The following is a 22,596-nucleotide window of genomic DNA, read 5'->3' on the forward strand; positions in this document are numbered from 1 at the left end:
TACGCTCATGCCACAATAAGAATTTGCTTTGAATCAGTTTTTCATCAGAAAGTGCTGACACGCCGCATCAGCACTCACATTAAGGGATTGTTTTATCGAGAATTAATTCAATAAGTCTTCAGCAAGTTCACGCCATTCACGGATTTTTCCGTGGAAATGTCGCCACTGTTTATCACTCATTGTTTGAGAAATATCTAGGGTGAATTGATCCGTTAGAGCGATATTATGATCAATATTCTTGGTCAGTTGATCACTATAATAACTTTCTGGCTCAAACAGGAGCTTCATGAATACCTGCTGGTAAACCACACTATTGTTTTTATTTTCGAAAAGATACTCTAATTCCTGAATTATAGAGGAACGATAATCACGCCATAATGGACTATTAATTATCACATCTTGAGAAAGCTGTTTGGCACGTGTTTTTTGCTTGTTAGATAATTTACCTAACCATTCTTCCATCCACTCTTCTGTATTCTCTAAGACAATTTCTCGCAGCTCTTGTTCCGTTTTCCCTGCATATTTTTCATCTCGTTCTTTGTAACGCTCTTTTACACTATCGACGAACTCCGATTCTTGCTTACTGTCTAACTGCATACTCAACGAGAACAGGTCTGGTGCGGCTTTCGAGACAAGACGTTGGTAATGGTCTCGCATTTTATCTCGGTTGGCTTGCAATGACTCTAGTGTCACGTTGTCTTTATTCAGTGACTCTAATTGTTTTAAGTGATCGATATATAAGGGTAATTCCTCTTTTTTATGCCAATCCGCCAATAATAAGATACGTTCTTCCAACAGAGCTTCTTGCTCACCATCTAATGAGACGTAGTCATCCAAATATTCAATCACGACCCAATCAATATTGCTGTATAAGAACTTTTTCGCGCAGCCAGCGAGTACCAGAATAGATATCAAAATACATCCGTATCGAACCGCGTTATTAGATAAACTTTTTAATTTCATCACCGATCCATATTCCCTTTTCCATTGATTAAGTTCTATACTCATTCTTAATCACTTATTATTGCGGCAAACTTTCGTCAGTACGGCAAAGTGACATTGCCACTCATGTAGTATATAGAGTTTGAAATTAACTTTTTTATCACAACTATTCGCAAAAAAGTGAGTTAGCGCGCAATTATCGACCAAAACTTGAACGAAACGGCGTTCCTTATATGGCATATAATTTGCATCAATAACATCAGGATAGTTTATGGAGGCGTAGCATGGCTGCTGCTGAGCAACTTGATACGAGTGTAGAGTACGAGATTCGTTACTTTGAACAGGGGAAAATGCACAGTATGAGAGTCGTCGCGGAAGATAAAAACGCGGCACATCATTACTACTTGGAGTGCGGCAAGCATAACAGTGATTTGTATTCGATTCGCCCAGACAAATAAAAAAACCGCCGATGATAGGCGGTTTTTTTGTGCTTAATATGCGTTTAGCTTTGAGCGGTTATTTGATTTCGCCAAAACGCTCTAGGTAAAGCACAGTCGCGGCGGTGCGAGAAGGCACTTTGAGCTTTTTCAACAAGCTCTTCATGTGCACTTTCACCGTTGACTCAGAGATAAACAGACGATCTGCAATTTGCTTATTACGGAAGCCACGTGCGACCTCTTGCAAGATCTGCGTTTCTCGGTCAGTAAGCGTGTCAAACACGTCTTCTTGCCCTTCACGTTCGTTCAGGTACTTAGCCACGGCTTGGCTGTATGCCTTGTCACCCTCGTGTGCTTGTTTTAGTAGTTCAACCAACTCATCGGGCTCGGTATCTTTCAACAAGTAACCATCTGCACCACTTCGCACGATCGCTTCGATGTCCGCAGGGCTATCTGATACCGTTAGGATAACGATACGAGCTTCACAGCCATCCGCGCGCAGCGCTTTCAGCGTATCTAGGCCCGACATGCCCTTCATGTTCAGATCAAGAAGTACCAAATCCAGTTCTAGTTCGTGAGCTTTAGCAACCGCATCTGCGCCGCTGCTCGCCTCTGCAACCACTTCAAACTCTGGCTCGAAACTGAGAAGCTGATGAATACCACGTCTCATGAGTGGGTGATCATCCACCAGCATTACTTTACACACTGTCAATGTTTACTTCCTTACTATGTTGGAATTCTAGTCTTACGATACAGCCACTATTCTTTGCTGCCTCAATTCTGAGGTCGGCGTGCAGCCTTGCGGCGCGCTCTTGCATGATGCTCATACCGTAATGATTTAATTTTTCATCTTGTTGCTCAAAGCCTATACCATCATCGGTGACCGTCACTGTGACTGTCCCTTCAGAATCAAGACATTGAATATCAATATTTTTAGCTTGAGCGTGCTTGATCGCATTAATTGTCGCTTCCCTGATCAACTGTAGTAGATGTACTTGTTGGTGCGCATCTAATTCTGTTGAAGAGAGCTCGTTATTGAGCGAGATTTCAGCCGCCGTTTGATCGTCTAGCGTCGAAACCATCTCTTGAAGTGCCTGACCAAAACTGCCCTCTTTTATCGTGAGACGGAATGTAGTCAGCAATTCACGTAACTGGGTGTAGGCCGCTGAAAGCCCGGTATCTAATTCAGCAATCACTTGATTAGTTTGCGCGATCGCTTTCTCATCAGGGATGTTCTTCACACTGCGTTTTAACAGCGACACTTGAATCTTCAGATAAGACAAGGCTTGAGCCAATGAATCATGAAGCTCGCGAGCAATGGTGGCACGCTCTTCCATCAGCAATAATTGCTCGGCTTGTCGTTGCGCTCGGTTGTAATATACCGCACGAGATAAGATTTGAACAAAGTTATCAATAAGGGACTCATTTGGGCAAGGTAGCCCTACTTTCCAATGCAAGAAGCCAAGATGCTCGCCATCTAAAGTAAGCGGCTTACTGTGGCATTCACTGTCACACTCATGACGACACTCTTCCCCTTCCGTAAGAATCCAATTTGGTTCCCCAATTTGATCAATTTCGAGCTTAACAGCACGAATTCCTTCCAAACTTGCAATATGTTGTAAAATCGCTTGGAAATTTTCTTGATGAATACGAGAAGCGGTCAACTCTTTTGATGAATCATACAGTACTTGGAGTGTTTGGTTTGCATGTTGAAGCTTGCGCGTTTTCTCATCCACCGCCAGCTCTAACCCTCGATATAGCTTCCCTAAATCAGTCGCCATCCGATTGAAAGTTCGAGTTAAAATGCCCATTTCATTGTCACTCGAAACATTCAGTGAAACGTCAAAAGAACGGTTCTGGATCTGCTCACTGGCAAACACTAGCGCGCGTAATGGTCTTACGACTTCTAGCCTCACAAAGTGCACAACAAACATGCTCACGCACAAGATCCCGCCGAGCCCTAATCCACCAATCCACGCTAAGTTAATCAGTTTTTGTTCAGAATAGTTCTGCAGCTTAAACACGAAACCGTCAATTTGTTGAACAAAACCAGCCACTAACACCAAATACTGATCTCTGTCTTGGCTCTTTAATACGGTTTTCAGCTCGTGCCAGCGAAGAATCAGTCGATAGTAATCTTTTGTAATATCTTCTGGGACCGACCAATGTTGCAGTGCGAGCATCGAGTGGGAATAAATGGACTGCTCAAATAAATCAATATGTGAAGAATAATCGACAGATTCGCTTTGAATATCATGAGCTAAGCGATAGCTCTGCATTCGCATAGAGCCAGAAACGTTGACGGCCTCTGCATCATTTAAGCTCGACGCAAGAGTGAAAATAGCAAAGCCAGTGGTTGCGACAGAAAGAAGCAAAATCAACATCATGGCAGACGCAATCGTGCGCGTTACTGACTTTTTCACATTTTTAAACAACTCTGAACTCCGCTCATTTGATAACCATGTTTCTCTTTATACAACACGTATTATCTTTCAACTTTATCAATATGTGATCACCTGCGACGGAATTTATTGATCCAAAACAATATTGCGTCCCAATTACCCCCTAAGAGGTATTTATAGATATATGTCAAAAACTACAATTTCGTGTACTTAAATGACAGTTTATTAATGAAATTGTGGACTATGCTTAGTTTGGGTTTCAATTTCCGAGGTGACTAAGTGGTAGACCTTTCTAGAAGAAGACTTTTTGCACGTAAAGCGCAGCCAGATAATTCGGTACGTCTTCCTTGGTTAGCTAAGCCGACTCAATTCACAGACGATTGCACTCGTTGCGGTAAATGCATCGAGGCTTGTGAAACTAAGATTATAACTAAAAGCGACGGCGGATTTCCTGCGGTCGATTTTTCGATTGATGAATGCACGTTTTGTTACCAGTGCGCTGAAGCTTGTCCAGAGCCGCTATTCTTAGCAGAAGCTGAACAACCATGGCACGCAAAAGCAAGCATCAACGAAAGTTGTTTAGCAAAACAAAATGTCGAATGCCGAAGCTGTGGGGACATGTGCGACCCGATGGCAATCCAGTTCAAGTTAGAGCTTGGCAAAGTAGCACAACCAAATTTAGACCTTGATGAGTGTAACGGCTGCGGCGCCTGTGTTTCAGTGTGCCCTACTTCATCCATCAATGTGAGCAATATAACAGCCTAGCCGTTAGTGGTCGGCGCAAAAGGCGATAAAACGAGAGAGATGTATGTCACTAAACGAAGTGCACATTTCGAGTCTGGTAGTCCATGTTCTGCCTGAACATCTGGCTGAGGTCAAAACCCAGATTGAAGCGTACGAAAACGCGGAAATCTACGGTGACAGCCCAGAAGGCAAAATCGTGGTGGTGCTAGAAACTGAGAACCAAGGTTTCATCACCGACACTATCGATGCGATTAATAATTTACCGAATGTCTTGAGCACAGTACTGGTTTATCACCAAATCGAAACTGGGCTTGAAGAAACGGAAGAAAAAGACACTGGAACACAACATTCCCAAATCGAGGGTGAAGTATGAAAATGACAAGACGTGCGTTTGTGAAAGCAAACGCGGCTGCATCAGCTGCTGCTGTCGCAGGTATTACACTACCGGCTTCTGCAACCAATCTGATTGCAAGCTCTGATCAAACTAAAATCACATGGGACAAAGCGCCTTGTCGTTTCTGTGGTACAGGCTGTTCTGTTCTTGTTGGTACACAAAACGGCAAAGTGGTAGCAACTCAGGGTGACCCTGAAGCACCAGTAAACAAAGGCCTAAACTGTATCAAAGGTTACTTCCTTTCTAAGATCATGTACGGTCAAGACCGTCTGACTCAGCCTCTTCTTCGAATGAAAGATGGCAAATACAACAAAGATGGCGACTTCACTCCTGTATCTTGGGATGCGGCTTTCGACATCATGGCTGAGAAATGGAAAGCTTCTCTAGAGAAGAAAGGCCCAACAAGCATCGGTATGTTTGGTTCTGGTCAATGGACCGTAATGGAAGGTTACGCTGCCGCTAAAATGATGAAGGCGGGTTTCCGTTCTAACAACATCGACCCGAACGCACGTCACTGTATGGCGTCTGCAGTAGTAGGCTTCATGCGTGCATTTGGTATCGATGAACCAATGGGTTGTTACGATGACTTCGAGAACGCAGATGCCTTCGTTCTTTGGGGTTCAAACATGGCAGAAATGCACCCAGTTCTTTGGACTCGTATTACTGACCGTCGCCTAAGCCACCCTCACGTTAAAGTGAACGTGCTTTCTACTTACTACCACCGTTCATTTGAGTTGGCAGACCACGGCTACATTTTCAATCCTCAGTCTGACCTTGCGATTGCTAACTTCATCGCAAACTACATCATCGAAAACGATGCAGTAAACTGGGACTTCGTGAACAAGCACACGAACTTCACTCAAGCAGATACTGACATCGGCTACGGTCTACGTGACGATGATCCGCTACAAAAAGCAGCGAAGAACCCGAACTCTGGCAAGCTAACTTCTATCTCTTTCGAAGAGTACAAGAAGTCAGTTGCACCATACACAGTAGAGAAAGCATCTGAAATCTCTGGTGTAGAGAAAGAAAAACTGATTGAGCTTGCGAAGCAATACGCGGATCCAAACACGAAAGTAATGTCTCTATGGACGATGGGTATGAACCAACATACTCGTGGTGTATGGATGAACAACTTGGTTTACAACATCCACCTACTAACCGGTAAGATTGCGACTCCGGGTAACAGCCCATTCTCACTAACAGGTCAGCCATCAGCGTGTGGTACGGCTCGTGAGGTTGGTACGTTTGCTCACCGTCTACCAGCAGACATGGTGGTTGCTAACCCTAAACACCGTAAGATCGCAGAAGACATCTGGAAACTACCTGAAGGTACTATTCCACCAAAACCTGGCTTCCACGCCGTACTTCAAGACCGTATGTTGCATGACGGCGTTCTGAACTGTTACTGGGTTCAATGTAACAACAACATGCAAGCAGGTCCGAACATCAACACTGAACGTCTTCCTGGTTACCGTAACCCAGAAAACTTCATCGTTGTATCTGACCCATACCCTACAGCAACAGCGCAAGCTGCTGACCTTATCCTTCCTACAGCAATGTGGATTGAGAAAGAAGGTGCTTACGGTAACGCAGAGCGTCGTACTCAGGCTTGGTACCAACAAGTTGAGACTATCGGCGATGCGAAGTCTGACCTATGGCAGGTAATGGAATTTGCAAAACGCTTCAAGATGGAAGAAGTGTGGCCAGAAGAGCTACTTGCAAAAGCACCTGAATACCGCGGTAAGACAATGTACGACATGCTGTTCAAGAACGGTCAAGTCGACAAGTTCCCTATCGAAGAAGCGCGTGAGATGAACGATGACGCTCACCACTTCGGTTACTACGTACAGAAAGGTCTGTTCGAAGAGTACGCGACGTTTGGTCGTGGTCACGGTCACGACTTAGCACCATACGATGTTTACCACACAGTACGTGGTCTACGTTGGCCGGTTGTTGATGGCAAAGAAACACAATGGCGCTTTAAAGAAGGCTCTGATCCGTATGCGAAAGCTGGTTCAGGTTGGGACTTCTACGGCAATGCTGATGGTAAAGCGAAGATCATCTCTGCACCATACGAAGCGCCACCTGAAGTGCCAAACGAAGAGTTTGACCTATGGCTATGTACTGGCCGTGTTCTTGAGCACTGGCACACAGGTACTATGACTCGTCGTGTACCAGAGCTTTACAAAGCGGTGCCTGACGCGGTGGTTTACATGCACCCTGCTGATGCGAAGAAACGTAACGTTCGTCGCGGTGAAGAAGTTCTGATTGCAAACAAACGTGGTGAAGTACGCGTTCGCGTTGAAACTCGCGGCCGTAACCGTCCACCTGAAGGCTTGGTATTCGTACCGTTCTTTGATGCCCGTATTTTGATTAACAAGTTGATCCTTGATGCGACTGACCCACTGTCAAAACAGACAGACTTTAAGAAGTGTCCAGTCAAAATCACCAAAGTCGCTTAACCGTCAAATAACGAATGCAAGGGCCGTCTACTCGGCGGCCTAAAAAGAATTTAAGCCATAAGGCGGAGATGAAATGATGAAAAAATACCTTATCGCACTTTTATCTGTAGGTGCTTTGTTGACAGGCGTTGCACAAGCTGAGCTGGACAATCCAGGTGGCACAGGCGGTCTAGACTCGCTACGTGGTACTGCACAACTTGAAGACACGCGTCCTGCAGATGATTTCAAAGACTTTCCAAAAGACCAAATCGTTGCAGACAGCTTTGTATATCAGCCGCCACTGATCCCACATAGCATCCGTAACTACGAAGTGTCTTTGAACGCAAACAAATGTCTAGCATGTCACAGCTGGAAAAATGCTAAAGACGCAGGCGCTACCAAGATCAGTGTAACGCACTACGTTAACCGTGAAGACGCGGTACTGGCAGATATGTCGCCACGTCGTTACTTCTGTTTGCAATGTCACGTTCCACAAACAAGTGCTACTCCACTAGTGGAAAACGAGTTTAAGGCAGTCGATTCGCTTCAGTAATTGAAACGCGAGTACTAAGAGGTTACTTATGAAAATACTTAAAGCGTTTTGGAAGAGACTGTCGAGCCCGAGTAAAGCTGCCGCTGGTATCGTTTTATTCTTAGGCTTTACTGGTGGTCTTCTATTTTGGGGCGCGTTCAACACGGGTATGGAAGCGACCAACACAGAAGAGTTCTGTTCTGGCTGTCACGCTCCAATCGTTGCTGAAATTCAAGAAACGATTCACTACTCGAACCGCTCTGGTGTTCGTGCAATCTGTTCAGACTGTCACGTACCACACGAATGGACTGATAAAATCGTTCGTAAAGTTCAGGCATCTAAAGAGCTGTTTGCGCACTTCGTAACGAAGACGATCGACACGCCGGAGAAATTCCAAGCACGTCGTGAGCACTTAGCAGAACGCGAATGGGCACGAATGAAGAAAAACGACTCACTTGAGTGTCGTAACTGTCACGAGTTCGACTTCATGGATTACTCTCAACAGGGTAAACGTGCAGCCGAACAACACTCAACCGCTCTGGCTTCAGGCGAGAAAACGTGTGTAGACTGTCACAAAGGTATCGCACACAAACTGCCTGACATGCACGGCGTTGAAGGCTGGCAATAAGGAGAAACAAAGACAATGAGTAATCTTGAATCCTTTATCTGGCATTTCCTTGGGTACAGTGCAATGCCAGTCATTATTCTTTCCGGCTTTGTCGGAGTAGCAGCAGTCTCTCTATGGCTACTCTCACTAGGTAAGGATAAAGAGGTTTAATCTGCCTCAAATCAGTCGACATTTTTGCCTATTTTGTTGACGGAAAACGCCAAGCATTTGCTTGGCGTTTTTTCTTTGTGGTTCTGACAATTCAATTCCGCTGACAATGCTCTAAGAAGTTCTGTTTTTAATCTCCCACCGACTCAAACTCTCATTACCACAACTCAAGCTTCCGTGCTTCACTCCCTCACTAAGCCTCCTCGGCTTCCTTGAGGTACGCCAGAAACAAAAAAGGCGACCATCGTAGGCCGCCAAATGAGACTGCTGTGAGGAGCAGCTTAGGACTCTTTGATTGGCAATACTTGTCTTACATACTGACCCGGAGCGTCTTCAATCACAGGGTTCTGCTCTGAACCAACCGGGAAGGGCTCAACTTGCTCTTCTGGGTTGAATTGCAACAGCCATTGATGCCAATGCGTCCACCAAGAGCCTTCTTGATGATTGGCGTTGTTAAACCATTCATCAGCAGAGTCATCAAGGTTGTCGTTTAACCAGTAGCCATACTTGTTTTTAGCAGGATGGTTAACGATGCCCGCGATATGACCAGACTCGCCCAATACAAAGGTCTTGTTGCCACCAGTAGTGAGTGCACCACGATAGGTTCCTTGCCACAATGCGATATGGTCTTCTTTGGTCGACACAAAATAGCTTGGGATCTTAATCTTATTCAGGTCGATCCAGACGCCACCGATTTTCACGCCCTTGTCTTGAACGAGCTTGTTCTCTAGATAGAGTTCACGCAATAAGAAGTTGTGGGAAGCAGCACTCACATTTGTGCTGTCGCTGTTCCAGTACAGAAGATCGAAGTCTACAGGGCTGTTACCTTTAAGGTAGTTATCAACGTAGTAATTCCAATATAAGCTGTTCTCACGCAGCAAACTGAACGTCACGCTAAGAGAGCGGCCATCCATGTAACCTTTCGCATTGTTTTGCGTCTCAATTGCACTGATGATGGTATCGTTGATATACGCCCCTACTTCACCCGGCTGAGAGAAGTCTAGTAGCGTGGTAAAGAAGGTTGCCGACTTAATGCGCTTCTTCATACGCTTCGCCGCATAGTACGCAACCGTGCTCGCCAGAACCGTACCACCAATGCAATAACCCGCGGCGTTGATCTGCTCTTGGCCAGTAATATCTTCAATCGCCGTGACCGCTTTCGCCACGCCTTCCGTTACGTAATCGCCAAACTCAACGTGAGCCTGCTCTTTACCCGGATTGCGCCAAGACATCATAAATACGCTGTGGCCTTGCTCTAGCAGCCAACGAACCATAGAGTTCTTCGCCGTCAGATCAAGGATGTAGTATTTGTTGATAAATGGCGGGACGATCAACAGTGGCGTTGCATTCACTTTTTCTGTCAAAGGACGATATTGAATCAACTCAAACAGTTCGTTTTGGAAAACCACGTCACCCGGTGTTGTCGCAACATCATCCCCCACACGGAAGGCATTATTGTTGGTCATGCGCACTTTGAGAATATCGGCACTCGACTCTACGTCTTCTTTTAGCTTTTCCAACCCCGTCAGCAGGTTTTCACCATTTTGCTCAAGAGTGAGTTTAAGCAGTTCTGGGTTAGTCGCAATGAAGTTGGATGGAGATAGTGCATTGATAGCTTGGCGAGAAAAGAAAGTAATACGTTCTTTCGTCTTCTCATCAAGACCTTCGATAGAATCGAGCGTGTCGAGGTATGTCTTGCTGAACAATAAGTAGGATTGTTTGATGAAGCTGTACATGGCTTCTTGTTGCCAAGCATCGTTTGAGAAACGCTTATCGCCCTTCTCTGCTTCGATAATTTGTGTTTGGTTACCCGCTAGTGCCACGTTCTGCCATATTTGAAGCTGTTGCTCCCACCATTCGGCTTGCAACTTTAAAATCGCTGCCGGCTGGTTTGCCGCTTGTTCGAACAGTTTAGCAGTATCTTCGAAGTTCACTTCTTGCATGGCCTTATTCAAAGGAGAATTCACGACTGCCTTGTTCACTTCGAAATCATGCCACCACTGATGATTGGTTTCCTGAAGCTTTACAAGATAGTCCGAAAAGAAGTGTTGAAACATAGTCTTACTCCTGTATTCGGAAAAAACAACGCCGCCCAAGATCTCGGGCGGCGATAAGCGGACGCATTACGCAGGAGTAACAGTCTTTAGGTTTTCCGAAGTCATTTGCTCAACGTCTTCTTTGAATTCTTTCGCGATAGATTGCAGCTTGTTGCTGTCGTCCATCATTTGCTGAGAAAGCTTAGTAAGAACAGCTAGCTGTTGGCTGTTGAAAGCCGTTAGAGAAGTCACGTCTTTGATTTCAGACGCTGCTTTCATTTGGTTTAGGCCAACTTCACTGTAAGTGCGGATTGCGTTCAGTTGAAGCTCTGTAAGAACTTCCACGTTCTTTGTCACTAGCTTGTTGAACTTCAAGTATGGTTCTAGATTCTTTTCAGTTTGATCGCTAAAAGTTTTGAAGAAATCAGTGTACATGGTTTATCTCCTAGAGAAAGAATTAAAAATGTCCGTTTAAATAACTACTTAACTGCTTTTACAACCACAGCCGTGCCCATACCGCCGCCTACACAAAGTGAAGCAACACCGTACTGACCGTCTTGTTTGTGAAGTTCGTGTACTAGCGTAACCAGAATGCGGTTACCCGATGCACCGAGTGGGTGGCCCAATGCGATAGCACCACCATTAAAGTTGGCTTTATCTTGAATTGAGCTCACTGGTACTTGGTTGGTTTCTGCCAGTTTATGAATCACACCTAGTGCTTGCGCAGCAAAGGCTTCATTCAATTCATAAACATCAATGTCGCTGGTTTTCAGCTCGGCTTTTTGCAGCGCCTTGTTCACTGATTCCACAGGACCAAGACCCATAATCTTAGGATCCAAACCGGATTGAGCGTAGCTCACCACTTCAGCAATTGGCGTCAGACCATGCGCTTGAACCGCGCTTTCTGAAGCTAAAATGATGGCACTTGCACCGTCGTTGATACCTGAAGCGTTACCTGCGGTTACTGTACCTTCACGATCAAACGCAGGACGTAGCTTGCTCAAACCTTCTAGCGTCGCGTTCGCTTTTGGATATTCATCTGTATCAAATACCACAGTTTCGCGGCGCTGCTTGACTTCTACTGGGACAATTTCATCTTTGAACTTGCCTGCTTCAATCGCAGCCACGGCTTTCTGCTGGCTTAAAAGTGCATATTCGTCTTGTTGTTGACGCGATAAGCCCACTTCCTTCGCCACATTTTCTGCGGTTACGCCCATGTGGTATTGGTTGTAAACGTCCGTCAAACCGTCAGCAATAAGGAGATCTTTCAACTCCATGTTGCCCATCTTATTACCATCACGTACAACGCTAGGCACAATGAATGGGATTTGTGACATCACTTCTACACCAGCGGCCACAACGATTTCTGCGTCGCCACTGCGAATATGAGAAACGCCATCCATGACGGTTTTCATACCACTGCCGCAAACCATGTTGACGCCGTATGCAGGGACAGACTCTGGAATGCCAGCAAACAATGCCGCTTGACGCCCAACACCCATGCCTTGCCCTGCAGCAATCACGTTACCAACGATAACCTCATCAACGTTCTCGCCAGATATTGATGCGGCCTCAAGAGCACCTTTGATCGCAACCGCAGCTAGGTCGCCTGCTGATGTGTTTTTTAAGCTTCCGCCAAACGCACCGATAGGTGTGCGTTTCGCAGCAACGATAAATACTTTTTCCATCATCCCACTCCTTAGCTCATGTATAGGCCGCCATTCACTGACAATGTCTCACCAGTGATGTACGCGCCGGCATCACTCACTAAGAAGCTTACTGATGCTGCAATTTCTTCAGGCGTAGCTAAACGCTTCATTGGAATTTGGTTGGTAATAGACTCAAGCACTTCCGGCTTCATCTGTTCAACCATTGGCGTGCCCGTGTATCCCGGAGCAATCACGTTCACGGTTACACCAGAACGAGCACCTTCGTATGCCAATGCTTTAGAGAAACCAATCATGCCAGCCTTAGCCGCCGAGTAGTTGGCTTGACCGAACTGACCTTTAAGGCCATTTACAGAAGAGATGTTAATGATGCGACCACCACCCTTTTCGCACATCGTTGCGAATAAAGGCTGTGTGACATTGAATAAGCTGTTGAGGTTGGTGTTGATTACATCGTTCCAAGCTTGTGCAGTCATCTTTTTAAACACGCCATCACGTGTGATACCTGCATTGTTGATCACGACATCAACGGTTCCTTCTTCCTCAAGCAAAAGTGCTAATTTTTCAGCACATTGCGCTGTGTTGGTGACATCCAATTCAAAAAGGCGTACCTGATCTTTCGTAAACCCTTTTTCATTAAACCATTCCAAAGCACATTCATAATTACCGGTATAATAAGTAGCTATTACTCGATAACCATCATTTACTAATTGAGAGGAAATAGCAGAACCAATTCCGCCTTTTGATCCAGTGATCAAAGCGACTTTCTTCATTGAAGACTCCATTCTTAACGGCATTAAAAAAGCGAATTAAGACACTGGCGAAATGTATCGCCAACTGACGTGTTAATTTATTCTTGTGGCAACAAATCCTCTGCTGCCTTTTATTTTAAGTTAACCTAGAAATATTACATTTCAAATAAAAAACTCATTCATTTGCATAAGATTGATTTAGATCTCACTCGCAATGAAATGTTATAAAAACGTTAACTTGACATAAACCCATGTTTTAAAAGAAAAAACCTTAACTACAATGTCATTATTAAATTTAAAAAACACTGCTTTTTCAGTAAGTTGCACGCATTTTTATGTGCGTTACATTGACTAAGAGTTTAAGATCATCCTTCTTCAATCAAGTAATAAATTGCGATTAAATCATTGGAGCAATACTTCTAACCGACTTACTAATAAATATGAAATATATCATTTGGTTAGCATTTTATTGAGTATTTAATTTATTAAAACAAACGTCACTTGGTGATAAATTTGTTTATTGGAAAAATATTAAATATCAAGTAAACATTCTTTTAACCTTAATTCCAATCAGCCACGTTTATTTATAAATGTCATTCTTTGGTGCAAAGTCGCACTAATATGTCGCATGCATTTAATTACTATTTAAGTTTTATTAAATAATTGAATGTTAACTCTATACTGGCGTGTTCAAGATTGTTTAGAGGTGGCATCTCTTCTCCTTTTGCACTATCTTTGTGGCCTAGTTGTTTACTTATACAATCATCAATATTCATGAATACAGCCTTGTTAACCATGTTCATCCCCACCTTCTTTTTTGTCTCTATTACGCCAGGGATGTGCATGACGCTTGCTCTAACACTAGGGATGAGTGTCGGATATCGACGAACCCTATGGATGATGGCAGGCGAATTAGTTGGTGTTGCTCTCGTTTCTGTCGCAGCAGTACTCGGTATCGCAGCCATTATGCTTAACTACCCTTGGTTATTTACCGCACTTAAATTGATTGGTGGTGGTTACCTACTCTACTTGGGTATCGAAATGTGGCGCTCAAGAGGCAAACTCGCGATCAATGTTGAGAACGTTGATGTCCCTACCAGCGGCAACTGGGAGTTGGTCTTGCAGGGCTTTGTTACCGCTATCGCGAACCCGAAGGGCTGGGCGTTTATGATCTCTCTTCTGCCTCCTTTTATCGATCAGAGTGCTGCTCTTGCTCCTCAGCTTGTCATACTGGTTTCTATTATTTTGATGTTCGAGTTCATTTGTATGTCTCTTTACGCAACGGGCGGCAAAGGATTGAAGCGTTTACTGGGGCAATCAAAAAACGTACGCTTAATGAACCGAATCGCTGGCACCTTGATGATGGGTGTGGGTGTATGGCTATTAATGAGTTAGAAAAGCCTAAGTTATGAAGAACATTTTAAACAAGCTCAAGCAATCTATTGGTGAAGTGTTGGATTTTCAGGCCCGAGTGTGGGTTGTCAACGTCTATGCGGGCGAACATAAAGGCGAGTCTTATGTCGTCAATGAAGACAGTTTTTCTGAGCCATTACAATGGATGAAAAAGAAAGGGTATAAAGAGGCGATGCTTACCAAAGTTGAATCAATGAAGCGTTCGCAAATCATTGAGTTTGATTTAGGTGCAGTCAAACATCGCTTGATGCGCGTGAAATAACCCCTCTTCTATTTTCTATTTCGTTTCTCGTTTCTCGTTTCTCGTTTCTCGTTTCTCGTTTCTCGTTTCTCTAGATAAAAAAGCGCCACTCAAATTGAGTGGCGCAAGCACTTTTACCTTAAACACCAAGCATTATGGTGCAGTGTCGATCTCTACTGGTAGGTAGTGTTTTGGTTCTAGCTTCAACCATTCAGGAAGCACCGTACCAATCGAGATGGATGACCACGTACCTGAAAGTACGCCAATAAACATCGCTGTTGAGAAGCCAGCCAGAGCCGAGCCGCCCATAATCCACAACGCCCCAACAGTGATCAGAGTCGTACCTGATGTCACCATTGTACGAGAGAATGTCGCCAATACCGCTTCGTCGTTGATTTGCTCTGTTTTCCAGTTTTGCTTAGCCACCAGCAATTCACGAATTCGGTCTGCGATGATGATCGAGTCATTGAGCGAGTAACCAAGGATGGCCAGAATCGCTGCAAACACCGTTAGGTTGAACTCCATTTGTGTAATCGCAAAGAAGCCTAATACCAAGATAACGTCGTGGGCTAATGCGAATAGAGAACCACTCGCTAAACGCCATTCAAAGCGGAAACACAAGTAACCAAGAATCGTTAGTACCGATACTAATAGTGCCAAACCACCTTGATCGAACAGGTCTTGACCCACTTGAGCACCAACGATGCTGTTACTCACCACATCCACTTGGTGTGAAATAGGCTTCAGCAAATCAGCTACGCTCGGTAGTGTTTGACCTTCTGCAGGCGCAGAGTAGCGAATCACCCAACGGCCATCTTCACCTGAGCGTGTTACTGATGTTGATTCACCAAGCTTAGGTTGAAGTGCGTTAAGCAGATCATGGTTAGTCAGTTGTTTATCGACTTTCACTTCAGTAACCATACCGCCAGTGAAGTCTAAACCTAGGTTAAGCCCTTTCATACCAAGAGCAACCAGAGCAATAATCGTTAGAATTACCGATACTACAGTCGTGAAGTAACGAATCTTGCGGATATTTTGTTTTAGCATTTCGACCATGATTAAACCCTCACATCACGACGGCCATCGCGGCCCCAAATTAAATTGATCATTGCACGAGAAGCGAATACGCCAGTAAACATACTGGTCATCAGACCCAAGCCTAGCGTTAGCGCAAAGCCTTGGATTGGACCGTTACCAATCGCGTATAGAATCACAGCAGTGATCATGGTGGTGATGTTGGCATCAAGGATAGTTGCGAACGCACTGTCGAAGCCTAGGTCGATCGCTTGAGCGAAACTGCGACCTTCACGCATTTTATCTTTGATACGTTCAAAGATGATTACGTTGGTATCTACCGCCATGCCGACAGTCAGAACCAAACCGGCAATACCAGGAAGCGTTAGCACGGCACCAGGAAGCAGTGCGATTAGACCAAGTAAGCAAAGCATGTTTGCACACAAAGCCACGTTCGCAACCCAACCAAGACGACGGTACCAAAGTGCCATAAACGTCAGTGTCAGACCCATACCCAATGCTAGAGCAGCAAAACCGTTTTGGATGTTTTCTGCACCTAGAGAAGCACCGATTGTGCGTTCTTCAACAATGGTTACTGGCGCAGTTAGAGAACCCGCACGTAGAAGCAATGCAAGTTGCTGTGCTTCATCCATGCTGCCCGCACCTGTGATGCGGAATTGGCTACCAAGTTGAGACTGGATAGTTGCAACACTGATGACGCGCTCGCTACGCTCTGTCATACCACGTTCGTCAGTCTTGTACTCGCGGTATACAGTCGCCATTGGTTTGCCGATGTGTGTTGCAGAGAAGTCACTCATCTTCTTACCACCCGCGTGGTCTAGAGAGATGTTTACTTCAGACATGCCCATTTTATCGACGCCCGCGCGCGCGTTTACGATGTGCTCACCCGTTAGTACTGGACGTTTAGTTAGGATTACTGTGCGGCCATCGTTGTCTTTCAGAACGAGATCTTGGCTGCTACGTGCTTGACCCGCATCTTTTACTTCGTAGAACGCAAGACTTGCTGTTGCACCGATAACGTTTTTCGCTTGAGCAGGATCTTGAACACCAGGAAGCTCAATACGAATGCTCTCTTTACCTTGGCGTTGTACCAACGCTTCAGTAATACCCAACTCTTCGATACGGCCACGCATGATCTTCAAGTTTTGTTGAAGTGTTGTGGTTTGGAATTCTTGGATGTTTTGTTCGCTTGGTTGAAGTTCAAAGCCACGATCTGAGCTTGTCATTGTCCAACCTGGGTAGTTCTGACGAATGAACTGGCTCGCCGCTTTTAGGCCCGCTTCGTTTTCGCTGTTTACTGCGATGTGGTTGTGCGCTTCTGCGCGAACTTGAACGCCACGAACACGTTCTTCACGAAGGCTTGCTTTGATCTCATCAACGAGTGCATCACGTTGTTCTTCGAAAGCTTTGTTCACATCTACGTTTAGAAGGAACTGCACACCACCGCGAAGGTCAAGACCAAGTTTGATAGGGCTAAAGCCCATTTCGTTCAACCACTCAGGTGCAACAGAAACGTAAGAGAACGTAATGTTGTCATCTTTGTCTAGCTGTTCGTTAAGCAATGCACGCGCTTTACTTTGTGCGTCTTCACCATCAAAAACGATGGTGGTTTTGCCGTCTTTCTCAATGATCTTAGACGCAGGAATGTGGTGCGTTTTCAGCAATTGGTCTAACTGAACCACAGACATTGCGCTGTTGTTTTGGTCAGCAAACGTCACCTGAATAGAAGGCTGCTCACCAAACCAAGTTGGAATGGCACTTAAGGTTAAAATGATAATGGTCGTGATAAGTACGACGTATTTCCATGCTGAGTAATGATTCAGCACTTTTCTGGTTTTTTGTGGTTTTGGTGTTTTCTTCATGTAAACATCATCCCTTCACTAAACAGTGAAGTTTTCAATAATTGGATTCAAGACACGACAAAACGCTCACCTGACTAAAATTCAGGTACAGAATGCCCAGACCTTCAATTGCTCTGTCGAAGAGTTGTCGTGTTAAGAACGCACAAGATGTGCAGAGTGATGGTGCTTACGCAGGAAACTGACTATTGAGGGCGACGTACATAGCATTGGTTTCTTTCCAGCCGGAAAGACGATGGTCGCTAACGAAGTGATTAAATACGGATTGGTTTTGACGCCAGCTGATGTCTATTAGGCTATAAGCGTAGCCAGCATCAGCGTAGAAAGGCGCATTTAAATCGCCAATGAAATCAATGTGTTCATCGTCGATATTCTCACGCAGATGCGATGTCCAGCGCTGAGAATTAAAGATGGCCAGTGAATCTTGAAGCGCATGCCCTTCAGAAACTGGAGACTGCGTGCTTTCTTCAGTCAGTTCAGAGAAATCAACCGGAGAGTTAGACGCAGAGCTGCTCGCCGTAAATGGCTGCAGTTTAGAAAAGTGAGGCAAATAGGATTTTTGTTCTGTTTGTGCAGCCGACGCCTGCATTGGCGACAAAGCCATTGCAAGAAGCAACAAAAACAGTTTTCTAACGTAAATCCAAGGCATGATAGCTCACTTAAAACAAAACGAGCCGAGTTCTTCAACTCAGCTCGGAGATAGTATTCCTATTGCTTATACTTAACAACTAAAAAGTTATAAATCTCTGTTTTCAATCGTGGAAAGCAATGACCATAAGGGTTGAGGCTATATTCATCGATAAAATATTTCGCCTTTATCCACATCTAAGTAGATTTTGTTTTCTTGTTCCAGCCCGCCGCAATAGATGAAATACACGTTACGCTTCTTATAGGTAACTGAGCGAACCCAACCACCGAGTTCTTCGAAATCACTAGGGTCACAGGTTTCATCATCAAGCAATTGCTGCGTTTTGTTGCGGAACATATCCAAATGCGTTTTTAAATCGTCAGATTTTTGCAGGTAACCATCTAAGATTTCCAAACGCTCTTGTTCTTTGATAACTGGCTCTGCATCAGACAAGCCTTTTGAATCGACCCACTCAGCGGTTTCTTCCCCACCCTCTTCATACACGATGTAATCTGATAGGCGGAACCAACCATCGGCTTTTTCAAGCACAGAGACTTTCTCACCTTTGTAGAGAGTATCAACGATTAAGGCTTGGCGCTCCGGCTTGTTGTACACGTTAATGCGTCGCTCAGTCACGTAGTATTCAGTGATTTCCGGTGCTGGAGCTTCGAGATCCATGATCGGCTTTGGCTTTTCTTCTGGCTCGCTTGGTTGCTCAGGCTCTGGCTTTTGCTCAACCACTGGCTCGTCTTTTTGCATAAAGAAAAAGTAGTACCCGGCTCCTGCTCCGCCTAATAGAAGCAAAATGGCCAACGCTATCAGGGCTTTCTTCATGTTCAATTCCTTTTTCGTTCCTTATGCAGTAGACGCTTCCAAACTAACTATACTGATAGAAGATGCATAGCTGACGCGAAACCGATTAACGTGAAAACAAATAATTTCAAAACCAATAATCGTAAAACCATTCATTGCAAAACAATGAACCTGAAAGCCATAAGCATGAAAAGAATGATGAACAAGTTCAGTTGGATATTGTTACTCCTGCCTTTTCCCGCTTTGGCGAATCTTCAATGTGATCACGCATCATGGAATGACAATCTTACCCAATTCAACCGTTTAGAGTCCAACTACAATGAGCATGCAAATTTGTTTAATGAGAGGTTGAGAGAGCACAATGAGCACCAGTTGCTCTCACAGACCTTCTCAGTTGATGAGCTCACCAATCTTTGGCGAACCCCTTCCAATAAAACCATGTTGAAAAAGCAATTGTTGGAGTCCAAAGAGCAACAACAAGAGTTTATTGAGATGTCGCGTTCCATTAATGCCTTGATGCACCACTCACAAAACATCGCAGAGAATTGGAAACGTATTGTTTTTTACTGCCAAAAAGGTGGCTCCAAATCGAATGAAATTTCCGCCAACTGGTATCTCACCAACACCCTTGAGATGCAGGAAGAGTTCCGCGTTTTAGCGGGTAAATATCTCACCTTAGCTAACCAATACGGTAAAGAAATCGAAGTGATAAATTACGCAAAAAATGTTTCCGATTAAATCTGTTCATATTGGGATTGTTCCCTTTTTAAAATTGAGCAATTAATAGACAAACAGGTCAAATAATAGAGACGTACGTCACAATAACGCTTTACTTGCGACCAGTTTTTGGGTAATTTACCCATTAACAAAATTTAATATAAAGTCACATTTGGCTGGAGATGATGCTAAACCAATGGTTATCAATCGTTTAAGTAACAGGGATTGTCCTAATGCTACCAGAGCCAAGTTTTTGTCAGTAGTTAGGCACGTTAAAGAGTTTGGTTCAATCAGTGATTTGGACCTTTGTAAAATCTTTGGAGAAACAATTTGGAGTGATGGGAGGGAATACCATTCAGCCGCGTTCTCATTCAAGGTTGATAGACACACAGGTAACTGTGAGATCTCAAAATACAAATACCAATAAGGCTTAAAAGAATACGCAAACGGAGGCAGGAAACTGGCTCCGTTTTTTATTGCGCGCTATTTGCTCAGCTTAGGCATCACCACCGTGAAATCATGGTCGGAATATCCCTCAATGAGATAACTCCTCTCACTCAGCAATTTGCAGTAACGCAACACGCCCTCTTTGTTATGAGATTCTAGTAATCTCATGCTCGGTAATTTGGCCTCATCCAGAAGATTAAACGCACATGCGATGTTCGCCGCATGATACATCTTCTCTATCATCTCTACTGTATGATTCGGGTTTGCGGACTGGTAATTCAATGAGCCCGAAGCAATCACGTAGTCCGACTTTGGCAACACCAATTTCGAAAAGTCACCACGAATAAATTGAGTCTTTGTCCGGAAACTGCGCTTGCGAGACTCAGCAACAAACTGTTTTTGCTGATCGATGCCAACATAAAGGCTTGGGCTGCCGCCCTTTTGTTCGATGAAGGTCAATAAGTCTCCATAACCACAACCAATATCGAGAACGCTTTTACCATCTAACTCTAGATCCCGGCATAGAACTTCAAAGCGCGTGATTTGGCTAAAAGTGTCTTGCCAACCAAGTGTTCTGGCTTTGTCGTCGCCAAACTGCTTGTGTCTTTTGCGGTGATAGTGTGCGATGCGTAATCTATCGAGCCACTTCATAATGCCTTTTTACCTTTGTATGGGTTAGCCGTGAATCGCCGTATTTATGAGTAAATTGGCAGGTTACCATTGCCCTTCACTTGGCGGATGGCCAGATGCGTATGGATGTCTTTGACGTTTTCAAGTCGTTGTAGTTTACGCGTGAAAGCTTCGTACCCGGTGAGATCTTTACTCACGACCTCTAACAAGTAGTCATAAGCGCCAGAGACCACATGGCATGAAATCACCTCTTCCATATCGCTAATTGCTTGCTCAAAATCATCAATAGAGGTCGCTTGATGGTTGTTTAGACTGACTTCTACGAACACTGTCATCGCAATACCTGCTTGTTCGCGAGAAATCATTGCTCGGTAACCACTGATCACGCCCTCTTGCTCTAGGCGTTTTATTCTTCGCGCGCAAGGCGAAGCAGAAAGCCCAACCTTATCCGCGAGCTCGCTTGTCGTCATTGTGGCGTCTTGTTGGATCAAATCCAATAACAGTCGATCAATTTTATCCATTACACCTTCCCTGCCAAATTTCACCAAACAATATTCATTCTAAGATGAAAATCGCTAAGTTCTAATTATATTCGGTCATATTTTGCCACCATTGAGCGTCACTTTCATTCGATAATTAACACATTATTTACAAACGCACGGAACGCCTTATGGCTCTTGGATACGCCGCAATCATCACAACGTTATTTCTTTGGTCAGGCTTTTTTCTCTCACTACGCGGAGGCGCGATATCAAACCTCCAACCCGCCGACATTGCGTTAGCGCGCTTTCTTATCCCTGCCATTGCGCTGCTACCATTCGTTCTAAAGTCTATGGATAACATCCGTGCTGTACCGAGCAAATACTTACTGGGTATCGTTGTGGGCAGCGGTCTGCCTTATCTCCTTGTCGCTGGTACAGCGATGCACTTTGCGCCCGTCTCTCATGGCAGCGCACTTATCCCTGGCACTTTGCCGCTATTTGTCTCTGCGATCGCAGTAGTGTGTTATCAACAACCGTTAAGTCAACATCGCATTATTGGCTTATCCGCAGTTTTACTCGGTATCCTGATCTTCTTGTTATCTAACGTTGGTGCAGAATACAACTGGCTGCAATTAAAAGGGCATCTTCTGTTTTTGGTTGGCAGTTTGATGTGGGCAGGCTTCACCATCAGTGCGCGCGTCGCCAATTTGAGTGCGTATGTTTGTGCTGGGTTTGTTTCGCTGATTTCATTTGCACTACTGATCATCGCGGTTGGTTTTGGCTGGCTTGATAGCTACCTTGCAACAACGCCTATCAATCAGTGGCCTTGGAATGGGTTGTTTGGTCACTTGATGTTACAAGGTATAGGAGCAGGCTTATTGGCTTCGTTCACCTTCCTTTATGCGGTTAGAACCATAGGTGCAGAAGCCAGTGCGGCATTTGGGTCACTCACGCCCGTATTAGCAACGTTATTAGCGATTCCTGTCTTTAACGAACAACCAGATATTCTCACTTGGTGTGCGCTGCTGTTCGTTACCTGCGGAAGCATCGTCGCAAGCAATGTTCTGATGAAACAAGATCCTAGCCAAAATTATCAGCCTCCCGTTCACAGATAAGAATAAAACTGCATAACTTTTCATCTCGCCTATTGAAAGCAAAAACGGCGATTTGATAACCTGTCTGGATAATAAATTAAAACGTCAGAAG

Annotated in this window: 25 protein-coding genes; 12 read left to right on the forward strand and 13 right to left on the reverse strand. The window is 44.6% G+C overall.

Annotated features, from left to right (window positions below):
• Positions 1-102: 102 nt before the first annotated feature.
• Positions 103-963 (reverse strand): DUF6279 family lipoprotein, encoded by an 861-nt coding sequence (locus ACLIIY_RS27080; RefSeq protein ID WP_434529530.1) that lies wholly within the window; start codon positions 961-963, stop codon positions 103-105.
• A 263-nt stretch (positions 964-1,226) separates the two neighbouring features.
• Between ACLIIY_RS27080 and ACLIIY_RS27085 the strand changes: the two genes are divergently transcribed.
• Positions 1,227-1,400, forward strand: coding sequence for a hypothetical protein (locus tag ACLIIY_RS27085; RefSeq protein ID WP_009704747.1), 174 nt, complete (start codon positions 1,227-1,229; stop codon positions 1,398-1,400).
• A 58-nt stretch (positions 1,401-1,458) separates the two neighbouring features.
• Here the strand turns inward: ACLIIY_RS27085 and ACLIIY_RS27090 are convergent, their stop codons facing one another.
• Both ACLIIY_RS27090 and narQ read right to left on the reverse strand, forming a co-directional pair.
• A complete protein-coding gene (locus tag ACLIIY_RS27090; protein ID WP_009704748.1) occupies positions 1,459-2,091 on the reverse strand; it encodes a response regulator in 633 nt (210 codons plus the stop codon).
• Positions 2,078-3,814: a nitrate/nitrite two-component system sensor histidine kinase NarQ gene (gene narQ, locus ACLIIY_RS27095; RefSeq protein WP_434528911.1), complete on the reverse strand. Its 1,737-nt coding sequence runs from the start codon at positions 3,812-3,814 to the stop codon at positions 2,078-2,080. The genes ACLIIY_RS27090 and narQ overlap by 14 nt, the downstream gene beginning before the upstream one ends.
• Positions 3,815-4,060: 246 nt before the next feature.
• Here narQ and napF point away from each other — a divergent pair, with 246 nt between their 5' ends.
• From napF to ACLIIY_RS27125, 6 genes are all read left to right on the forward strand, one after another.
• Positions 4,061-4,546, forward strand: a complete 486-nt coding sequence (gene napF / locus ACLIIY_RS27100) for a ferredoxin-type protein NapF (RefSeq protein ID WP_009704750.1) — start codon at positions 4,061-4,063, stop codon at positions 4,544-4,546.
• A 43-nt stretch (positions 4,547-4,589) separates the two neighbouring features.
• Positions 4,590-4,898, forward strand: coding sequence for a chaperone NapD (locus ACLIIY_RS27105; protein ID WP_005433349.1), 309 nt, complete (start codon positions 4,590-4,592; stop codon positions 4,896-4,898).
• Positions 4,895-7,384, forward strand: coding sequence for a periplasmic nitrate reductase subunit alpha (gene napA / locus ACLIIY_RS27110; RefSeq protein WP_009704751.1), 2,490 nt, complete (start codon positions 4,895-4,897; stop codon positions 7,382-7,384). The genes ACLIIY_RS27105 and napA overlap by 4 nt, the downstream gene beginning before the upstream one ends.
• 76 nt (positions 7,385-7,460) lie before the next feature.
• Positions 7,461-7,916: a nitrate reductase cytochrome c-type subunit gene (locus ACLIIY_RS27115; RefSeq protein ID WP_033005082.1), complete on the forward strand. Its 456-nt coding sequence runs from the start codon at positions 7,461-7,463 to the stop codon at positions 7,914-7,916.
• A gap of 28 nt (positions 7,917-7,944) precedes the next feature.
• Positions 7,945-8,523 carry a NapC/NirT family cytochrome c gene (locus ACLIIY_RS27120; RefSeq protein ID WP_005435291.1) on the forward strand — a complete coding sequence of 193 codons (579 nt, stop codon included), beginning with the start codon at positions 7,945-7,947 and terminating at the stop codon, positions 8,521-8,523.
• A 15-nt stretch (positions 8,524-8,538) separates the two neighbouring features.
• Entirely contained in the window at positions 8,539-8,673 is a 135-nt protein-coding gene (locus ACLIIY_RS27125; RefSeq protein ID WP_009704753.1) for a TIGR02808 family protein, read from the forward strand.
• Positions 8,674-8,951: 278 nt separating this feature from the next.
• Here ACLIIY_RS27125 and phaC read toward each other — a convergent pair whose 3' ends face one another.
• The 4 genes from phaC to ACLIIY_RS27145 form a co-directional block, all read right to left on the reverse strand.
• A complete protein-coding gene (gene phaC, locus ACLIIY_RS27130; protein ID WP_409593792.1) occupies positions 8,952-10,727 on the reverse strand; it encodes a class I poly(R)-hydroxyalkanoic acid synthase in 1,776 nt (591 codons plus the stop codon).
• A gap of 66 nt (positions 10,728-10,793) precedes the next feature.
• Positions 10,794-11,141, reverse strand: a complete 348-nt coding sequence (locus ACLIIY_RS27135; protein WP_005435289.1) for a phasin family protein — start codon at positions 11,139-11,141, stop codon at positions 10,794-10,796.
• A 44-nt stretch (positions 11,142-11,185) separates the two neighbouring features.
• Positions 11,186-12,394: an acetyl-CoA C-acetyltransferase gene (locus ACLIIY_RS27140; protein ID WP_434529531.1), complete on the reverse strand. Its 1,209-nt coding sequence runs from the start codon at positions 12,392-12,394 to the stop codon at positions 11,186-11,188.
• 11 nt (positions 12,395-12,405) lie between these two features.
• Complete coding sequence (locus ACLIIY_RS27145; RefSeq protein ID WP_005435287.1) at positions 12,406-13,146, reverse strand: SDR family oxidoreductase; 741 nt, start codon at positions 13,144-13,146, stop codon at positions 12,406-12,408.
• A 753-nt stretch (positions 13,147-13,899) separates the two neighbouring features.
• Between ACLIIY_RS27145 and ACLIIY_RS27150 the strand changes: the two genes are divergently transcribed.
• Together ACLIIY_RS27150 and ACLIIY_RS27155 are read left to right on the forward strand one after the other, a co-directional pair.
• Positions 13,900-14,520 (forward strand): LysE family translocator, encoded by a 621-nt coding sequence (locus tag ACLIIY_RS27150; protein WP_285336476.1) that lies wholly within the window; start codon positions 13,900-13,902, stop codon positions 14,518-14,520.
• Between the two features lie 13 nt (positions 14,521-14,533).
• Complete coding sequence (locus tag ACLIIY_RS27155) at positions 14,534-14,800, forward strand: hypothetical protein (RefSeq protein WP_005435281.1); 267 nt, start codon at positions 14,534-14,536, stop codon at positions 14,798-14,800.
• A gap of 132 nt (positions 14,801-14,932) precedes the next feature.
• Here the strand turns inward: ACLIIY_RS27155 and secF are convergent, their stop codons facing one another.
• From secF to ACLIIY_RS27175, 4 genes are all read right to left on the reverse strand, one after another.
• Positions 14,933-15,835, reverse strand: coding sequence for a protein translocase subunit SecF (secF, locus tag ACLIIY_RS27160; RefSeq protein ID WP_434528912.1), 903 nt, complete (start codon positions 15,833-15,835; stop codon positions 14,933-14,935).
• 2 nt (positions 15,836-15,837) lie between these two features.
• Positions 15,838-17,676, reverse strand: coding sequence for a protein translocase subunit SecD (secD, locus tag ACLIIY_RS27165; protein ID WP_054823757.1), 1,839 nt, complete (start codon positions 17,674-17,676; stop codon positions 15,838-15,840).
• Between the two features lie 166 nt (positions 17,677-17,842).
• Positions 17,843-18,322, reverse strand: coding sequence for a hypothetical protein (locus tag ACLIIY_RS27170; RefSeq protein ID WP_434528913.1), 480 nt, complete (start codon positions 18,320-18,322; stop codon positions 17,843-17,845).
• Between the two features lie 144 nt (positions 18,323-18,466).
• On the reverse strand, positions 18,467-19,135 hold the full coding sequence (locus ACLIIY_RS27175) for an SH3 domain-containing protein (protein ID WP_264406646.1): 669 nt from the start codon (positions 19,133-19,135) through the stop codon (positions 18,467-18,469).
• Between the two features lie 165 nt (positions 19,136-19,300).
• Between ACLIIY_RS27175 and ACLIIY_RS27180 the strand changes: the two genes are divergently transcribed.
• Positions 19,301-19,852 (forward strand): ATPase, encoded by a 552-nt coding sequence (locus tag ACLIIY_RS27180; protein WP_227741521.1) that lies wholly within the window; start codon positions 19,301-19,303, stop codon positions 19,850-19,852.
• Positions 19,853-20,027: 175 nt separating this feature from the next.
• Entirely contained in the window at positions 20,028-20,258 is a 231-nt protein-coding gene (locus ACLIIY_RS27185) for a hypothetical protein (RefSeq protein WP_078609136.1), read from the forward strand.
• Between the two features lie 56 nt (positions 20,259-20,314).
• On the opposite strand, the gene ACLIIY_RS27190 is transcribed toward ACLIIY_RS27185, so the two are convergent.
• Positions 20,315-20,929: a class I SAM-dependent methyltransferase gene (locus ACLIIY_RS27190; RefSeq protein WP_434528914.1), complete on the reverse strand. Its 615-nt coding sequence runs from the start codon at positions 20,927-20,929 to the stop codon at positions 20,315-20,317.
• Between the two features lie 44 nt (positions 20,930-20,973).
• A complete protein-coding gene (locus tag ACLIIY_RS27195) occupies positions 20,974-21,429 on the reverse strand; it encodes an Lrp/AsnC family transcriptional regulator (protein ID WP_005442405.1) in 456 nt (151 codons plus the stop codon).
• Between the two features lie 149 nt (positions 21,430-21,578).
• On the opposite strand from ACLIIY_RS27195, the gene ACLIIY_RS27200 reads away from it, so the two are divergent.
• A complete protein-coding gene (locus ACLIIY_RS27200) occupies positions 21,579-22,505 on the forward strand; it encodes a DMT family transporter (protein ID WP_434528915.1) in 927 nt (308 codons plus the stop codon).
• Positions 22,506-22,596 lie beyond the last annotated feature (91 nt).

Source organism: Vibrio sp. K4 (genome assembly GCF_051122595.1).
Classification (GTDB): Bacteria; Pseudomonadota; Gammaproteobacteria; order Enterobacterales; family Vibrionaceae; genus Vibrio; species Vibrio owensii.

Bases quoted from the DNA above. Each gene is read 5' to 3' on its own strand.
- ACLIIY_RS27080 (WP_434529530.1), bottom strand. From the start codon at position 963: ATGAAATTAAAAAGTTTATCTAATAACGCGGTTCGATACGGATGTATT.
- ACLIIY_RS27085 (WP_009704747.1), top strand. From the start codon at position 1,227: ATGGCTGCTGCTGAGCAACTTGATACGAGTGTAGAGTACGAGATTCGT.
- ACLIIY_RS27105 (WP_005433349.1), top strand. From the start codon at position 4,590: ATGTCACTAAACGAAGTGCACATTTCGAGTCTGGTAGTCCATGTTCTG.
- napA (WP_009704751.1), top strand. From the start codon at position 4,895: ATGAAAATGACAAGACGTGCGTTTGTGAAAGCAAACGCGGCTGCATCA.
- ACLIIY_RS27115 (WP_033005082.1), top strand. From the start codon at position 7,461: ATGAAAAAATACCTTATCGCACTTTTATCTGTAGGTGCTTTGTTGACA.
- ACLIIY_RS27120 (WP_005435291.1), top strand. From the start codon at position 7,945: ATGAAAATACTTAAAGCGTTTTGGAAGAGACTGTCGAGCCCGAGTAAA.
- ACLIIY_RS27125 (WP_009704753.1), top strand. From the start codon at position 8,539: ATGAGTAATCTTGAATCCTTTATCTGGCATTTCCTTGGGTACAGTGCA.
- phaC (WP_409593792.1), bottom strand. From the start codon at position 10,727: ATGTTTCAACACTTCTTTTCGGACTATCTTGTAAAGCTTCAGGAAACC.
- ACLIIY_RS27135 (WP_005435289.1), bottom strand. From the start codon at position 11,141: ATGTACACTGATTTCTTCAAAACTTTTAGCGATCAAACTGAAAAGAAT.
- ACLIIY_RS27140 (WP_434529531.1), bottom strand. From the start codon at position 12,394: ATGGAAAAAGTATTTATCGTTGCTGCGAAACGCACACCTATCGGTGCG.
- ACLIIY_RS27145 (WP_005435287.1), bottom strand. From the start codon at position 13,146: ATGAAGAAAGTCGCTTTGATCACTGGATCAAAAGGCGGAATTGGTTCT.
- ACLIIY_RS27150 (WP_285336476.1), top strand. From the start codon at position 13,900: ATGAATACAGCCTTGTTAACCATGTTCATCCCCACCTTCTTTTTTGTC.
- ACLIIY_RS27155 (WP_005435281.1), top strand. From the start codon at position 14,534: ATGAAGAACATTTTAAACAAGCTCAAGCAATCTATTGGTGAAGTGTTG.
- secF (WP_434528912.1), bottom strand. From the start codon at position 15,835: ATGGTCGAAATGCTAAAACAAAATATCCGCAAGATTCGTTACTTCACG.
- secD (WP_054823757.1), bottom strand. From the start codon at position 17,676: ATGAAGAAAACACCAAAACCACAAAAAACCAGAAAAGTGCTGAATCAT.
- ACLIIY_RS27170 (WP_434528913.1), bottom strand. From the start codon at position 18,322: ATGCCTTGGATTTACGTTAGAAAACTGTTTTTGTTGCTTCTTGCAATG.
- ACLIIY_RS27175 (WP_264406646.1), bottom strand. From the start codon at position 19,135: ATGAAGAAAGCCCTGATAGCGTTGGCCATTTTGCTTCTATTAGGCGGA.
- ACLIIY_RS27180 (WP_227741521.1), top strand. From the start codon at position 19,301: ATGAAAAGAATGATGAACAAGTTCAGTTGGATATTGTTACTCCTGCCT.
- ACLIIY_RS27185 (WP_078609136.1), top strand. From the start codon at position 20,028: ATGGTTATCAATCGTTTAAGTAACAGGGATTGTCCTAATGCTACCAGA.
- ACLIIY_RS27190 (WP_434528914.1), bottom strand. From the start codon at position 20,929: ATGAAGTGGCTCGATAGATTACGCATCGCACACTATCACCGCAAAAGA.
- ACLIIY_RS27195 (WP_005442405.1), bottom strand. From the start codon at position 21,429: ATGGATAAAATTGATCGACTGTTATTGGATTTGATCCAACAAGACGCC.
- ACLIIY_RS27200 (WP_434528915.1), top strand. From the start codon at position 21,579: ATGGCTCTTGGATACGCCGCAATCATCACAACGTTATTTCTTTGGTCA.